Raw genomic sequence first — 15,376 nt, 5'->3', positions numbered from 1 at the left:
TTAGTAGATCGGCGACCTGAGGTAGACATCGGTCCGCTCCCAAGAGGCCAGCCGCTCGGCGAGCACTTCGTCGGCCTCAGCGTCGTCCCCGATCGCTCTAAGTGACCGCTCGAGCCCGAACAGCGACCAGCCGTTGTGCGGGTGCGCGACCAGTTCATCCCTGAAGGCTTCGATGGCCTCGTCGTGGCGTCCTGCCTCCCATAATGCGTCGCCGAGCCACTGGCGAACCGAAAAGGGAAGGGGTTCTGGTTCGTCGTATCGGAGACCGCGCTCCAACTCCGAAGCTGCCTGGAAGATCGCGATGGCCCCGTCGAGATCACCGTTCGCACGCATGATCTCGCCTTCCAGGATACCGCCTGTGATCCCGAGCAGCTGAGCCACAGTGTGGCCTCGGAAGGACGCGTTTTCTGGGGCGTCTTCGATCCCCTGCTTCACGAGATGCAAGTACCACCGGGCCGTGCCTTCGTCACCCATACGCAGGTGGGCATACCCCTTCCCGGCGTTCCACAGGCCCTCGAAGACTCCCCCGTCAGGGGCCCCGTCCAAGGCAATGAGGTCCTCAAAGCGTCCGAAACGCATCATCGTCAGGGACTGATAGAACTGTCCGCCTTGCTGGATCTTGGCGTATTCCTTGGCGGCCTGGATCGCGACGGCGCCCTGGCCTCCGTTCGATGCGGCGAAAAGCAGCATGTGCAGGTTGTGGGACGGGTAGATCGCGAAGCCTTCGCCGGTGGCCGCCTTCATGTCCGAATGCCATGCCTGCGTATTCCCCACAACCGATTCGGCCCAGCGCCCCACCCGGTTGAACGTATGGGACGGCATGTGTTGGATGTGGCTCGCGCCCGGGATCGACTGACCTAGGTACGCTGCACACCCTTCCGCCTTCTCGGGCTGTACCGTCGGCTCGGTCGAGTGGATGTAGAGGTGGCAGGCTCCCGGGTGGGTGATGTCCTTGGACAGGACGTCTTCGAGTACCCGGTGAATCCGTTGGATGGACACCTTTTCGATGTCCCACCTGCCGCGGCGTGGCTCGAGGAGCATGAGGGACTCGCCTGCCAGGAACCCGATGTCCAGATCGTTCGGGTAGGCCTCGTAAAGTGTGTTCACGCTCTCGGCCCAGGCTTCGTCGAGTGTGCGGCGGCGATCCCCATCGTGTTCGGCTTCATAACGCTCGGCCATCGCCTCGATCATGGCCCGTTCCACCGGGGTCGTGTTCCCGTCTCGTACGTCCATCGCCTTTGAGATGGCGGCGTGGGCCCGGGGCGCGTCAGGCGTTGTCATCGGTCCGTTTAGATATGGACCCCAGGCCCAAGCTTCACCGAAGTAGCACATTGCGCAGTTCGGATCGAGCTTCCATGCCTCGCGGAACGACCGAGCACCCAGGCCAGGATCGAAGGCGTACACCAGCTGAATGCCTTGGTCGAAATACAACTGAGCCTGATCGGAAGACGTCGTGATCGTTCGAGAGAAGGGTCCCAATCCCCGGCCATCGTGGTGCAGCGGCATCGGCTCGTCAAAGCCTGCCGGGAGGTCGGGACCGTCTTGGGCGAGGGTCACGGTGGGAGCCATCACGAGAACGAGAGCCACGAACGGTATACGTCGGCGCATGCGGTACTGTCTCCGGTGCGTTCTTGAACTTCGAGAGGGCAGAATTTGCATGTAGATGGCGTTGGCGTCCAGCGAATTGCTGTGATTCGTCTGAAGGCCCGCCCCTCTAGCCGATCGCTCGTCCCGGGCTCAGGTTGAGCCCGTCGCTGCCCCCCTGCCGAGAGGAAGCTCCGCATGACACCCAAGCACCGCCCCGGTCTGTCCAGACGAGCCTGGCTCACCACGACCTCAGGGGTCATCGCTGCAGGTCTCCTGAAAACCCAAGCCGATGCCGTAAAGCTGGTTGCGCAGGAGGCTCCGTCTTCCGCAGACGATCCTACCAGGGTTCCGGGACGTTTGGTGTCTGAGTTGGGGAGTAGGGCTCCGGCTGAGCGGCCGCGCAGGCTGATGCGCAACCAGGCGCTGTCGAGTTCGTCCCGGACGCCACTCCAGGATCTCCACGGGACGATCACCCCGGCGGACCTCCATTTCGAACGGCATCATGGCGGCGTGCCGAACATCGTTGCAGAGAACCACGAGCTGCTCATCCACGGCATGGTGGACCGCCCGTTGGTCTTCAGCATGGCGGACCTCAAGCGATTTCCACAGACGTCGCGAATCTGCTTCGTCGAGTGTTCCGGAAACGGTGGCGGAGCCTACAACCGTGAGCGTATGCCCACGGAGATCACTCCGCAGGCGCTGGACGGGCTTCTCAGCACGAGCGAGTGGACGGGTGTGATGCTGTCCACCGTGTTACGCGAGGTAGGCGTCCAAGACGGAGCGAGTTGGCTCCTTGCCGAAGGGAGTGACTCGGCGGTGATGTCCCGGAGCGTGCCGCTGGAGAAGGGCCTGGATGACGCGATGCTCGTCTACGCACAAAACGGCGAGGCGATCCGGCCAGAGCAAGGATATCCGCTTCGGCTGCTGCTCCCTGGTTGGGAAGGCAATACGCAAGTGAAATGGCTGCGCAGGCTCGAGGTCGCCGACCGACCCACGATGACGCGCGACGAGACGTCCCGATACACGGATCCGCTGCAGGACGGGACGGCGCGGCAGTTCAGTTTTGTGATGGACGCCAAGTCCGTGATCACGTTCCCGTCGTTCCCGTACACGCTGCCTGAAGCTGGGTGGTGGGAGATCAAGGGACTCGCGTGGACGGGACGTGGGCGTATCACCAGAGTGGAAGTGAGCACGGACAGCGGGGACAGTTGGCAGGACGCCGAACTTCAAGAGCCCGTTCTGTCCAAGTCTACGGTCCGTTTTCGGCATCTCTGGGACTGGGACGGCGACGAGACGGTCATCCTGAGCCGAGCGACGGATGAAACCGGATACGTGCAGCCCACGGTACAGCAGCTTTGGGAGGCACGGGGCGAGCGCACCACGTATCACCAGAATCACCAGAGAGCGTGGAAGATCGGCGCAGACGGTGCGGTCACGTTTGGCCTAGGAGATCTGGTATGAGGCGAGCGACTACTTGGGCCGCGGTCGCGGTTCTCTTGGCGGCGTGCTCACCGGCAGACGGCCCGCAGCAGGCGACCAACGGCGTGGATTCCGAGGCTGGAGACTTCTCGGCCGAGTTGGCGGCGAACGCACCGGCTTCTTTCGGCTTCGGCGCGGATGCCACGAACGCCCGGATCGCGATGTGGGACATCGATGTGAAGCCGGATGGAGAAGGTCTTCCAGTGGGAAGCGGTTCCGTCTCCGAAGGCAAACGCGTTTACGAGATGTACTGCATCGCGTGCCATGGTCCGACGGGTACCGAAGGGCCGAACGACCGGTTGGCCGCTACCGATGAGTGGGAGCAGTGGCCGGTAGCGCGCGGGGTCGGCAACTATTGGCCCTACGCCACGACGCTTTACGACTACGTCCGCAAGGCGATGCCGCAGAACGCGCCGGGATCACTCTCCGACGATCAGAACTATGCGGTGATCGCGTATGTGCTGAATCTGAACGGGCTGCTCGCGGACGACGGGGTCCTGGATGCGACGTCCTTGCCGGCGATCCAAATGCCGGCGCGTGATCGGTTCGTAGCAGATGACCGCGTGGGTGGGCCGGAGATCCGCTAAAGGCGGCGGCCTATCCGACGTTCGCCACCCAGTGCGGAGCGGATGGAGAGCTCTTTCTTGCGGCGTTCGGCCCTGGCCAAGAACAAATTGCCTGCATTCAAGGCAGACACGAGCAGGAGAAGCGCGACTGAGGCGAACACGATCGACAGTGTTCGGGACACGCTGTGGAGGACCGACTCTTTCAAGGGCGTGGCTTACGCTACGGTAGGGTAGGGAATGCGTACTCGGTGATCGCGAGGCGATACCAGACGGCGCTGCTCTTGCCTCGAATGTTCTCCTCCCAAAGATCTCCGATCAATGCTTCAGGCGCCTCTCGGTCTGCCACGGCCCAGGGGAGAAGTCGCTCCCACCATCCGTTCTTCGTCATCTCTCAACGACTCCCTCCAAACCTTGCCAGGCCTGTACCAGGGCTTCCTTGGCCTCCCGCAGGGCACCTCGGCCGCTCTCTGTGACCGCGAAGTAGCGGCGGGCCCGGCCTCCTCGTTCTTCAGAAGCGTCAGCCATACGTGATGTCAGGCATCCCTTCTTCACGAGCCGGTCCAAGGTGATGTAGGCCGCGCCGCGGGCAACGGTGCGACCGGACCGGTCCTCACCATTGTCAGACAGGGCTGCAGCGAAAGGGTTGCGGAGTTTGACTGTGGGGGACGTGCTCTGCCGGAGGTCGTCCACGGGCTGCGTTACCGAGTGAAGACGCTACTCACCAGTGCCGTCATCGAGCACCTCGAGCGCTGCAATATCATCCACTAAGGGATGATATGCTGGCGGTCAGTTCCCTCCGCCCGGCGGTAACAGAGCCTTGAGATCTTCCACCATTTGGCCGGCCATGTACCCCAAGAGTTCGCGGGTTGCAGTGGCCTGGTTCACCGTCGTCACGTCCAGGGTGAACACCGCCTCGTTTTTTCCAGCTTCGTCCGTGGTGATCGCGGTGAGATTCAGCGCTTCGCCATTCTGGAGCCGCACGATCTGGTGCGACTGGAGAACGGCCGGAGCCTCGAGGACATCGCCGGTTCCGGCTGGGGCGCTCCAGACGACGTCCGCGTCGTCCGCCGCACCGAAGTGGAGAACGTACAGGTCCTCTCCGGCGAGTTTGTCGGGAAGCGTCGCCCGAACGACGAGCGAAGGAGCGTAGATGAGGTCCGGGTGGTCGAACTCGAATCCGATCGAGTCGAGGACCTCCTGGAACTGCCCCACTTGCTCCGGAGTCATTCCGTTGCGCCGCTGAAGAGCGGGAGCGAACTCGATACTGATCACTATGTTTCCGTGGCGCGCGAAAGCCACAGAACGAGCTCCATCGAGTATGCCTGTTGGGGCCACGCTGAGCGGACCAGGCGTTGTCCATGGGCGTACCTCTTGGACGTCCCAGAGGTCGTCGGCGGCGTCCACAAACCGATAGACACCGTCAGGTTCCGCTGCTGCTGCCGCGGGGGCACAGACGGGACTGTCTTGAGTGGCACAAGCCTCGATCACGACGGGTCTGATCAGGATCGCCCCATCACACGGACCAGCCGCCGTGGCGACATCCCCGGACGCATCAATCAGGTCCTGCGCCTGTGTTTGGATAGCCGTCGCAGCGATTTGGATCGTCCCCTTAGCCCCCTCTCGAGCGATGGTGCGTTGCCTCTGCATGTCCTGGTTCTCGGTGTCGACATAAGCCTGAGCGAGGCGTCCGTCGGCAACGAACCAGTCGTGAATCGCCTTTTCCGTCTCATCAGACTGGTCCAACTCGTCCATGATCATCCGATCTTCGAGCGCCATGGCTTCACTGATTTGACGCAGTCTCTCGGCACGTAAGCCCAGGGGCATGAGCTGGGTGTTGAGTGCGTCCATACGTGCTAAGATCGGCACACAGGCGGCAGTTCTAGCCCTTTCGATCGCGTCGAAGTTGGAAAGCAGCATGTCCTGCGCAGTCGCGAATTGTGGCGAGGCGAGGGTGATAATCGCAGCGATGGTAAAGACTCTCACTCGTACTTCCCTTTTTGGTCGATCTGGATCGATGGGCCGTCATACCCCGTGACTCGTCGAGGATCCCTCCCCCAAGCCCCGAGCGCATATATACGAAAATCCTTGGAAAAGGTACTGAATTGGGAACCGATTTGCCCCGCTCAGGATTGTTTTCTCGAAGAGACATTCATCACGTCGTCGCCACCGACTCGGTTGCGACGCCGAGGAGACTAAGGAGACAGGAATGAAAATCGACTTCGTTCGCGCCATCGCAGGTGGCGTCTTGGGGACCGTAGCGATGACCGTCGTCGGGGTGTATGTGGCACCGTTGATGGGCTTGGCCCCCATGAACCCGGCGAATATGCTGGCCGGTCAAATGGGCGGAAATATGATGCTCGGCTGGGGAGGAGACTTTATGATCGGCATGCCGCTCTTTTCTGGAGACGCGATGGTGGCCATGGGCTCGCTAATTGGGCACATGGTGTTCGGTGCGGTTCTGGGTGCCGTCTACGGCGAGGCCCGTGAGGCAGTGAGGGCTGCTGCCTAACGAGTTCTCGGACACCCGAAAACGACTGAGGGGGCGGCGCCGTGTGGCGCCGCCCCCTCTTTGCGTCTGCCGCGCACAGCTTCGACTAGTAGCTGTCGTCGCTGATTAACGGGTTGAGTCCGTGCTCCACCAAGAGGCGATTGAAGGCTGCCAGCTCCTCGGTCATGAGGTCGTCCAGCTCGCCACGCGCGTTCATGAGGATCGTACGGAGGAGGACCTGCACCTCTCCCTGCTGGTCTGTCGGACGGAAGTCGGCGGTGCCGGTCCCGTTTGCCAAGTGCCGGAGCTTGCCGGCGACCTTCGCTGGATAGCGCACCCCGTCTTGTCCAGTGCCGGTCGAGCGGAGTTGGATCAACTCCTCCTCAACATCGATGAATGCATTGTCCAATGCGTCCGCTCCGGTGATCAACTCCTCCGCGCCGCCCTGGTCTTCGAGAACGTCCACGAGGTCGTAGAGCTGCCTACGTATCCATTCGATCCGGTTGATCGCGTCGGCTGCTGCATCGTAGTCGTTACGGATCTCTTCCATTGCTGCGAACTGCGCCCGGATGTCCGCAATCGTCCCCTCGGAGCTTGGGTCCTTCAGCACAGTCAGTTGCTGAGTGAACTCCTCACCCGCGACATCGAGAGTCACGGTGTAAGCGCCCGGCGGGTGGCGGAGCGACATTCCGTTTTGGACCCTGACCCGGTCTGGGCCGTAGTCCACCCATGGGGCAAAGAGCGGGGCAACGCGACGACGAATGGCAGTACTGGACTCACCTTGGAAATCCCAGAATGCTCGGTTCATGCCCGGCTCGCTGCTCCCTTCCAGGGACCGGACCAGCGCTCCTGTCGCGTCGGTAATCGTGAGTGTTACCGGGCTGCCTGCATTCTCTTCGCTGATCCAGTAATTGAGATAGGCCGCGTTAGCCGGGTTCGTGCCTGCACTCTGATCGTAGTTCCCCTGCGCAGGCACGGTACGCGGATTGAAACGATACGCGTCGCGCGGTTCGAACAGGAACGCTGACGACCCACGCACACCATCTGTGAGCTGCTGAAGCGGCGTCAGGTCATCCATGATCCAGAACCCTCGCCCATACGTGCCGATCACCAGGTCGTTGAAGTTCTCTTGGATCACGATGCCGTACATCGGTGCGGGTGGCATGTTGTTGATGAACGGCTGCCAGTTGTCGCCGTCATCAAAACTCATGTAGACGCGGTTTTCCGTGCCTAGGAAGATGAGGCCTGGCCGAACTGGGTCCTCCTGGATGCTCCGCGTGAAGCTCAGGACGTGATCATTGATACCGTCCGTGATCTTCGTCCACGACGCGCCGAAATCCTCGGTGCGATACGCGTAAGGAGCGAAGTCGCCGACCTGATGCGCCTCGACTGCGAGGTATGCTTTTCCTGCGGCCCACTTCGAAGCATCGATGCCACGCACGACTCCATCCGCCGGCCAGTCCGGGATGTTGCCGGTGACGTCGGTCCACGTCTGACCATCGTCCTGACTGACGTGCACTTTGCCATCGTTCGAACCGGCGTAGAACACACCCTGCTGTGCAGGCGACTCATCGAATGCGTAGACCACGCAGCAGTACTCCACGCCGATGTTGTCCGGCGTGAGACCACCACTGATGCCCTGACGACTCACATCGTTCGTGGTCAGGTCTGGGCTTATCACTTCCCAACTCTGTCCTCCGTTACGCGTGCGGTGCACGTGCTGACTCGTGACATAGATCGTGTTGTTGTCGTGGGGCGAGATCAGAAGTGGGAATGTCCACTGGAACCGATATCGGAGGTCACTCGCGGGTGCCCCACCGGTGCTTTCAGGCCAAACCTCGACGTTGCGGAACTGGCGGGTCTTCTCGTCATGCCGGACCACGATGCCGCCACGCGCGCCGGAGCCTGATGCGCTCGACCACACGATGTCTGGGTCGGTCGGGTCTGGGGTCGCGAAGCCGCTCTCGCCACCGCCGACTTGGTGCCAGTCTCCACGAGGGATCGAGCCCCCACCGAAGCCGCTGTAGAGGCTATTGCTGGGTCCGCGGTAGCTGGGACCGTCCTGTCTGTTCCCGAGCACGTTGTATGGAATCGCGTTGTCTACGGTGACGTGATACATCTGCGAAATCGGGAGTTCAACGCGTTGGTACGATTTGCCGCGATTGCGCGAGATGTGCACACCCTGGTCGTTGCCGATCACCAAGCGATCCGGATTCTGAGGATCGATCCACAGCTCGTGATAGTCACCACCGGGACGTTCGAATCCCTGGTGAGTCATGTACGTCAGGCCCCCGTCGTACGAGCGGGACAACGCGGCGGTGAGGAAGAAGACTTCGTTTTCGTCGTCCGGGAAGACACGGCAGTTGTTGTAGTACGCGGTCCGCCCCCCGAGATCGCGGCTGTGATTCACCAGGTCCCAGTCGTACCCGCCATTGTCCGAGCGCCACAATTCACCGTCCTCGGTTTCCTGTCCATTCCACGGGACGCCGTCGCCGGTCTCGATCAGGGCGTAAATACGGTCCGAGTTGGCCTGCGACATGCAGACATCGATCTTGCCCACGGGTAGCATTGGTAGACCATGCCCCTCCAGTCGATCCCACGTGCTACCTCCATCGCGAGACATGAAGATCCCGGAGCCCGGCCCGCCGCTCTCCCGACCCCAGGTGTTCACGGTGACGGTCCACATTCCTGCGAATAAGATCCGAGGGTTGTTCGGATCCATGATCAGACTCGACGCGCCAGTGTTCGGGTCGACAAAGAGCACGTGCTCCCACGACTCCCCGCCATCCGTGGTTCGATAGATGCCTCGTTCCTGCTGGGTCGAGTGTGCGTGTCCTAGTGAAGCGACGTAGACGATGTCCGGATTCGTGGGGTCAATCACGATGCGACTGATCCGGCCCGTCGCGTCGAGACCCATGTGCGCCCAGTTGTCTCCGCCATCGGTCGATTTGTACACGCCGTTCCCGATGGTGACGTTGGAGCGGATGTGGGGTTCGCCCGTTCCCGCCCATACGATCTTCGAGTCCGACGTCGATACGGCCAAAGCGCCCACCGAGTGGACATCTTGGTCGTCGAAGAGCGGTTCCCAGAGAATCCCGCCGTCCTCGGTCTTCCAGAGTCCGCCCGAAGCGGCACCCGCGTAGTAGGTCAGGGGATCCCCCTGGACGCCTGCAACGGATGCGACCCGGTTTCCAACGACACCGATATGCCGGAAGGACAGGGAAGAGAGCTGGTCGGCCGGAAGGGCCTGGGCAGCTGAGACGGAAGGAAGCGATATGGCGAACAAGGCGACGACTGTCGCGATGCGGCGCGTTACAGACCCGATCATGGTGGGCTCCTGCCTGACGTGGTGACGCGCGTTGGTTCCGGTGGCGGAGACCAACATGAGGAGCGCTGTTCGGCGCCCGGATCTATCGACTCGGGACTAAGCCCGTTTGTCGTCACTTCTTTCGGCGGGGTACCGCTCAATTGGCGGGCCGGCGGGCACCCCGGCAAGTGGACGCGTCAGTCGCGCGAGGGCAGTGAGCCCTTCAGCGCGCCGCCGGCGACGACGAGGGCGAATCCGACGTAGACGACTGCCGCGACCACTAACGCCAAGCCGTAGACCCTGTCTGCCGTCTGCGGCTGGCGCCGTTCGGCAAGGGGAATGCATAGGGCCCCGAGGGCCGCTCCACACAGGAGCATCGCGGTATCCACGAAAGCACGCTCGACGAAATGGAAGGAGAGGCAGCCTTTTAGGTCTGCTTTACGTCAGAGTTGATGTGAACCGATGATTCCACCGGAGAAACCACATGAGCGGAATTAGTACAGATGTCATTGCGTTGGCGGCAATCTTGGGAAGTGCGGCGGCGGCGGGTGCCACCACCATGGCGTTGTCTAGTGATCGCTCTGATGACTTCGCGTTTGAATGCGCGACGACGGTCGTCGAGACCGCGCCGCGCGTCGTCGTGACACTGGGTGGGGATGAAGGGACGTTCGTTGTTGCACCGGACGTACAGGTGCATACGGAAGAGGCCTGCTCGAACGTGGTGTCGGTGAACATGCATGGCATGGACCGAGCGGCTGCGGAGATGGATCGAGTGAGGGCCCGAGTTGATCGGGCGAGAGAGCGCTACGAGCGCCTCCGTGAAGTGGAAGGTGACCTCGGTCGTCGCCAGATCGACTTGGATGGCTTGAAGATCGAGCTCAAGGGTCTGGAAGGGGTGATGATGATGGAGCTCGGAGGACTTGGTGAGTTTCTCGAGATGGAGTCAGAGGGATTGGACGAAATTCTCGAGATCGAAATAGAAGGGCGACTCGAAGACGAGATGCATGAGCTCGAGAAGCAACTGGAGCGGTTGGATGGTGGGAACGGGCGGTAGGGAAACCCGCACCAGAGCAAAGAGCCCCGGACGGTTTCAACCGTCCGGGGCTCTTTCTATTCTCGTCAGCCTTGAGATGGCTGTAGTTGTGATGCCTAGTGAGGCAGGCTCGGCTTCATGAGGCCGTAAGTCCACGCACCGACCAGAGCCCCCAGCAGCGCAACACCGATGATGGGCAGGCCACTCCCGATAAGTGCGAAGAGCGGGCCGGGGCATGCACCGGCGAGACCCCAGCCAAGGCCGAAGATCGTGCCGCCCAGGATGTGGTGCTTTTGTGGTCTCTTGGACTCGGCATCCGGCCAGGCGATCTCGTCACCGCGCACGGTGCGAGTCCCGAATTTCTTCATGGCCGCCACCGAGATTGCCCCCACACCAACCGCGAGACCAATAATCCCGTACATGTGGATGCTTTGGAAGCGGAACATCTCCTGGATCCGGAACCACGAGACGACCTCCGACTTGAGGAACACCACTCCGAGAAAGGTCCCGAGAAGGAAGTAGACCACTAATGAGCCAGGCTTCTGAGCGTTTTCTGTCATGATCCGCCCCTAAAGAACGATGGGGAGGAGCAGGTGGGCAGAGATCAGCCCACCTATGAAGAAACCCATGACGACTACCAACGAAGACAGCTGGAGGTTGGCCAAGCCGGAAATCGCGTGCCCGGATGTGCAGCCGTTGGCGTAACGGGCGCCGAAGCCAACGAGGAAGCCACCGACGATGACCAACATCACCCCCGGAAGAGTAAACAGCGCCTCGAAAGACATCACGTCGGACGGGATCAGGCCGGAGAAATCTGTGATCCCCATTTCGGCGAGGTCCGCACGGGTGGCGTCCGAGATCGCGACGACGTCGTCTGGATTGGACAACACTCGGCCTCCCAGGAGGCCACCCAGCACCATTCCGGCGGCCATGGCGAGATGCCACGAACCCTTCTTCCACCAGTCGTAGTTGAAGTACTCGATCTTGCCGGGGAGTGCGGCTGCGCAAAGATGTTGGAGGCTCGACGAGACGCCCCACTTTTTCCCGCCATACCAGTACACGAAGGGTACGACGAGGCCGATGAGAGGGCCGGCCACGTACCACGGCCAGGGCTGAGTGAGGATGTCCGGCATAATGCTCCACTAGGGTTGGCGACTGTCTCCCCCAATCTGCACATCCCAACTGATTCAAACCACCCGTGCAGGGCGTGCACCCGCCTCGCGACGGCACCCCGCGAAGTGCGGGGGCCGCCGTCAGTCGCTATTCAGCCTTCAACGCCACCACTAGATCGACACGTGAGGCCCTTCGGGCCGGCAGGTAGCTTGCGAGTAGCGCCACCATCAAAAGTGCCAGCGCTACCGAACCGAACGTCACCGGGTCCATTGGGCTGACCCCAAAGAGCAGTGACTCCATCAACCGGGTGAGTCCGAAGGCCCCGACCAGCCCGATCCCGACCGCCAGCGTCATCACCGCTACGCTTGAGAACAGAGGAGCCCGAAGAAGTTTCCAGATCGTATACCGAAGGTTCTGCACGAACCCGTCCACCACTCACCCATCCCACCCAAAATGAAACGACCGCCGCAGGCTAGGTGCCTGCCACGGTCGTCCCTACGGCCGGATTCCGGCGTCGGTTTTGGTGGTTCGCGCTCCGCTCAGTTGCCTCCCGGGCCGGCTGGCTTACGGTAGTCGAGCGGAGGGTCGCGATCCCCGAGGAGGGGCTCATACACCCAGCCTTCCGGGATACGATCTGTGTGCTCGGTCTTCGCGGCCTCGATCAGGTCGGGGTTTGTGAAGAGATCGATAGCGGTCATAGCGAGGGTCTTCGCTGCTACGATCATGCCCTTGTCTCCGATGCCGGTGCCGCCCGCGGCGATCGCCTGCCAGGAGTGCGCTGAGGTGCCCGGCACCCAGGTCGCAGCACCCATGCCACCCGTCGGGACCATCCAACTGACGTCAGCAACGTCCGTGGAGCCGCCGCTGCCCTCTTCTGTGACGAAGAACGGCTGGATTTCGGCCGCTGTCTCGAGCGATGGCCCGTCAGCGGGGAGTGTTTCCTTGATGAGCTCCGCGAACGTCCATTCTTGGTCGTCGTAGTACACGCCACCTACCCGTTCGAGATTGGCGTGCATGGTCTCTTGGAGTGCCACGTTTGGGAGCATGTTGTACAGCCCGTGGATGACCTCGTACTCCATGGTCGTCCCTGTGCCGAGTGCCGCGCCCTCAGCCGCCTTCGCGACGCGCTCAAAGATGGACTTCACGTTGGCCGGATCCGGGTTGCGGACGTAGTAGAAGACCTCAGCGAAGTCCGGCACCACGTTCGGGGCGGCGCCGCCGTATGTAATCACGTAGTGGATGCGCGTTTCTTGTGGGACGTGCTCACGCATCATGTTGACCATGTGGTTCATGGCCTCGACACCATCCAGGGCCGAACGGCCCCGCTCCGGTGCACCGGCCGCGTGCGCGGAGATACCGCTGAAGCGGAACTTGGCCGACTTGTTCGACAAGGTGCTGCTCGCGCCCGCCGCATTCTGAGAACTGGGGTGCCAATGGAGCACGACGTCCACGTCGTCGAAGAGACCTTCGCGAACCATGTAGACTTTCCCGGCTCCACCTTCTTCTGCCGGCGTGCCGTACAGCCGGATCTCGCCCTGCTGTCCCGTGGACTCCATCCACTCCTTGGTAGCAATGGCTGCAGCGACCGATCCCGTGCCAAACAAGTGGTGGCCACAGGCATGTCCCGCCGGCTTGCTGTCGATGGGGGCACGGACCGGCTGGCGGTCTTGGGTGATTCCTGGAAGTGCGTCGAACTCCGCCAGGACTCCAATCACTGGACCATCTCCAGTCTTGAACGTGGCCACGAACGCGGTGGGGATTCCCGCTACTCCGACCTCGACTTCGAAGCCTGCGTCACGCAGGGTCACTTGGAGGAGGGCTGAACTCTGTTCCTCCAGGTACCCCAATTCGGCGAAGTCCCAGATCTCTTGAGCGATATCGCCGTACGCCATGGCGTTCTGGTCGATGAAGTCGCTGACCATCTGTTTTCCGTCTTGAGCCGAGGCCAAGGTCGGGAAGGCGAGGGCCGCCACTGTGAATAGAATTTTGCGTCTCATGTCAGGTTCTCGTGTCTGGTCGGTCGGATCGTTGAAGTCGAGTCAGCGGGTTCAGTTACCGGGACGGCGGGCCGCCGGTCCGCGGGCGCTCCCTTCCCAATCGGGATCGGCTGCGCCGATCCAAGTGTTGGTCTCCGGGTCGTACTGGATTCCGTGCACACGGCCGAAGGCGCCGCTTTGTGGCTGTGGGTTGATGTCGATGCCAAGGGCTCTCATTTGTTCGAGTTCGGCATCGGTCCATCCGATGTCGGGACTCGTTTCGGCGTTGAAGCCGCCGCCACGGGCACCTGCGACGCGGGGTTCAGCAAGTGCGTCGGGGAGAGACATGCCGAAGTCGATCACGCGCGTGATCGCGTGGACGACCGCCGGGGGAATCAAGCCACCGCCGGCAGCGCCGAGTGCGAGAACAACCTCTCCGTCTTTCATAACCATGAACGGGTTAATGTTCGAACGGGCACGGTCACCGGCCTCCATCCGTCCCAAGTACCCACCCAATGTCGACGCGTAGAGAAAGCCGAGCCCCGGCGTCACGACTTTCGAGCCCATGTTCGGTCCGAGTGTCTGTGTCAGAGAAACGAACATCCCGTTTTCGTCAGCGGTCGCTAGATGAGTCGTATGGCCGCCGAAGTTATCCCCACGGTCGGCGAGGGGGGGCAACGGGCTCTCCCCCATCGGCGTGGCTTCGGAGTCAGGTCGGTCGCCCATGGCTGGAGCTGCGATTTCCTCCGCCATCCGCGTAGCCCATTCCTTTGAGATCGCACGCGTGGTCGCGCTGTCCGGGCCAAGCGTTCTCAACTCACGCGAGGCGAAGCTCAGAGCCTGCCCGGTGATGGCGAACCATTCCGCTTCGGACATCGAAGACGGGTCGAAGTTTTCCATGATTTGGAGAGCTTGAATCGAGAGCACGCCTGCTGCTGGTATATCGGTTCCGATGAGGTCATACCCCCGGTAGCTGCCCCGGACGATGCGACTGTCCTCAGCCACGTATTCCCTAAACGCCTCCAGAGTGACGGCGCTGCCGTGAGCTGCGAGGTCCGCAGCCATCGTTTCGGCCATCTCTCCTTCATAGAAGAGCTCCCGCCCGCCCTCGGCGATCTTGCGGAGAGTGTTGGCGTAATCCGGTTGCCGCAGGAGGTCGCCGGCCTGGTGGGGCGTGCCGTTCCCGCGGTAGTAGGCCTTAGCTGTGCCAGGAAACTCCATGGCCTGTTCCATCCCGAACATTTGACGGGCGGCGTCGGCTGGAAGAACTCTGAAGCCGTTCTCCGCATAGTCGATCGCCGCCGCCATCAGGCTAGCCAGCGGGAGAGAACCGTGTTCGTCGTGGAGCTTGAGCAGTCCTGCCAGCGCTCCGGGCACGGCGATCACGGCATATCCGTAGCCGGCCTGGGGGGCGGTCTCGTAGTCGTAGTCAAACGGCGCCTGCGTCGTCCCATCGATGCCGTGGAATTCACCCTCTGCAGTCCGCAGCAAGATCTGGTTGCGGCCCCCAATGCTGTTCATGGTCGGTTCGACGACCGCGATCGCGAAGCCGGCGGCCACAGCGGCGTCGGCGGCATTCCCGCCCATCTCGAGGATCTTCACGCCGGCCTCGGTCGCCATGGGGTGAGCCGCGGAGACCATTCCGGTATTCGAGCGCCCGGATTGCCGGACGTTCTGAGCCGCACTGAAGTCAGGAGTGGCGGCCGCTACCAGAGCGGCGGCGAGAACGACTGCGGAAAGTTTCTGAAAGCGCATGCGATAGCCTGTTTCGAGTCCCGGGAGGATTTCGGATTCTAACTGGCCCCCCCTGGCGGGCGCACTACCTGT

The 15,376-nt window shown here is 62.0% G+C and carries 16 protein-coding genes; 4 read left to right on the top strand and 12 right to left on the bottom strand.

The features are described 5' to 3' along the window. Nucleotides 1-1,608 (bottom strand): tetratricopeptide repeat protein, encoded by a 1,608-nt coding sequence (locus P8L30_07645; protein ID MDG2240061.1) that lies wholly within the window; start codon nt 1,606-1,608, stop codon nt 1-3. Between the two features lie 174 nt (nt 1,609-1,782). On the opposite strand from P8L30_07645, the gene soxC reads away from it, so the two are divergent. Continuing rightward, nucleotides 1,783-3,048, top strand: coding sequence for a sulfite dehydrogenase (soxC, locus tag P8L30_07640; GenBank protein MDG2240060.1), 1,266 nt, complete (start codon nt 1,783-1,785; stop codon nt 3,046-3,048). Next, nucleotides 3,045-3,653 carry a cytochrome c gene (locus P8L30_07635; GenBank protein ID MDG2240059.1) on the top strand — a complete coding sequence of 203 codons (609 nt, stop codon included), beginning with the start codon at nt 3,045-3,047 and terminating at the stop codon, nt 3,651-3,653. Before soxC ends, P8L30_07635 begins: the two co-directional genes overlap by 4 nt. On the opposite strand, the gene P8L30_07630 is transcribed toward P8L30_07635, so the two are convergent. From P8L30_07630 to P8L30_07615, 4 genes are all read right to left on the bottom strand, one after another. Next, entirely contained in the window at nt 3,650-3,814 is a 165-nt protein-coding gene (locus P8L30_07630; GenBank protein ID MDG2240058.1) for a hypothetical protein, read from the bottom strand. The two genes, P8L30_07635 and P8L30_07630, sit on opposite strands and share 4 nt — an antisense overlap. 38 nt (nt 3,815-3,852) lie before the next feature. After that, a complete protein-coding gene (locus tag P8L30_07625; protein MDG2240057.1) occupies nt 3,853-4,020 on the bottom strand; it encodes a hypothetical protein in 168 nt (55 codons plus the stop codon). Next, nucleotides 4,017-4,322 carry a helix-turn-helix transcriptional regulator gene (locus tag P8L30_07620; protein ID MDG2240056.1) on the bottom strand — a complete coding sequence of 102 codons (306 nt, stop codon included), beginning with the start codon at nt 4,320-4,322 and terminating at the stop codon, nt 4,017-4,019. Before P8L30_07620 ends, P8L30_07625 begins: the two co-directional genes overlap by 4 nt. Nucleotides 4,323-4,418: 96 nt before the next feature. Then, nucleotides 4,419-5,615 (bottom strand): hypothetical protein, encoded by a 1,197-nt coding sequence (locus P8L30_07615; GenBank protein MDG2240055.1) that lies wholly within the window; start codon nt 5,613-5,615, stop codon nt 4,419-4,421. Nucleotides 5,616-5,838: 223 nt separating this feature from the next. Here P8L30_07615 and P8L30_07610 point away from each other — a divergent pair, with 223 nt between their 5' ends. Continuing rightward, nucleotides 5,839-6,141 (top strand): hypothetical protein, encoded by a 303-nt coding sequence (locus P8L30_07610; GenBank protein MDG2240054.1) that lies wholly within the window; start codon nt 5,839-5,841, stop codon nt 6,139-6,141. A gap of 85 nt (nt 6,142-6,226) precedes the next feature. Here P8L30_07610 and P8L30_07605 read toward each other — a convergent pair whose 3' ends face one another. Continuing rightward, the gene (locus P8L30_07605) at nt 6,227-9,448 is read right to left on the bottom strand and encodes a hypothetical protein (protein ID MDG2240053.1); all 3,222 of its coding nucleotides are present in this window, start codon (nt 9,446-9,448) and stop codon (nt 6,227-6,229) included. A 176-nt stretch (nt 9,449-9,624) separates the two neighbouring features. Continuing rightward, on the bottom strand, nt 9,625-9,816 hold the full coding sequence (locus P8L30_07600) for a hypothetical protein (GenBank protein MDG2240052.1): 192 nt from the start codon (nt 9,814-9,816) through the stop codon (nt 9,625-9,627). Between the two features lie 95 nt (nt 9,817-9,911). On the opposite strand from P8L30_07600, the gene P8L30_07595 reads away from it, so the two are divergent. Further along, nucleotides 9,912-10,481, top strand: a complete 570-nt coding sequence (locus tag P8L30_07595) for a hypothetical protein (protein ID MDG2240051.1) — start codon at nt 9,912-9,914, stop codon at nt 10,479-10,481. Between the two features lie 95 nt (nt 10,482-10,576). Here P8L30_07595 and P8L30_07590 read toward each other — a convergent pair whose 3' ends face one another. The 5 genes from P8L30_07590 to P8L30_07570 form a co-directional block, all read right to left on the bottom strand. Then, a complete protein-coding gene (locus P8L30_07590; protein ID MDG2240050.1) occupies nt 10,577-11,020 on the bottom strand; it encodes a YeeE/YedE thiosulfate transporter family protein in 444 nt (147 codons plus the stop codon). Between the two features lie 9 nt (nt 11,021-11,029). Further along, nucleotides 11,030-11,593, bottom strand: a complete 564-nt coding sequence (locus tag P8L30_07585) for a YeeE/YedE thiosulfate transporter family protein (GenBank protein MDG2240049.1) — start codon at nt 11,591-11,593, stop codon at nt 11,030-11,032. A 127-nt stretch (nt 11,594-11,720) separates the two neighbouring features. Continuing rightward, nucleotides 11,721-12,008, bottom strand: a complete 288-nt coding sequence (locus P8L30_07580) for a hypothetical protein (protein ID MDG2240048.1) — start codon at nt 12,006-12,008, stop codon at nt 11,721-11,723. Between the two features lie 104 nt (nt 12,009-12,112). Beyond that, the gene (locus P8L30_07575) at nt 12,113-13,570 is read right to left on the bottom strand and encodes an amidohydrolase (GenBank protein ID MDG2240047.1); all 1,458 of its coding nucleotides are present in this window, start codon (nt 13,568-13,570) and stop codon (nt 12,113-12,115) included. 51 nt (nt 13,571-13,621) lie between these two features. After that, nucleotides 13,622-15,304 carry a gamma-glutamyltransferase gene (locus P8L30_07570; protein ID MDG2240046.1) on the bottom strand — a complete coding sequence of 561 codons (1,683 nt, stop codon included), beginning with the start codon at nt 15,302-15,304 and terminating at the stop codon, nt 13,622-13,624. Nucleotides 15,305-15,376 lie beyond the last annotated feature (72 nt).

The sequence above is a fragment of the Longimicrobiales bacterium genome, assembly GCA_029245345.1.
GTDB lineage: Bacteria > Gemmatimonadota > Gemmatimonadetes > Longimicrobiales > Gaopeijiaceae > CALFPJ01.
The sequence above is the reverse complement of the archived record's forward strand: the minus strand, read 5'-3'. Positions and strand labels throughout refer to the sequence as shown.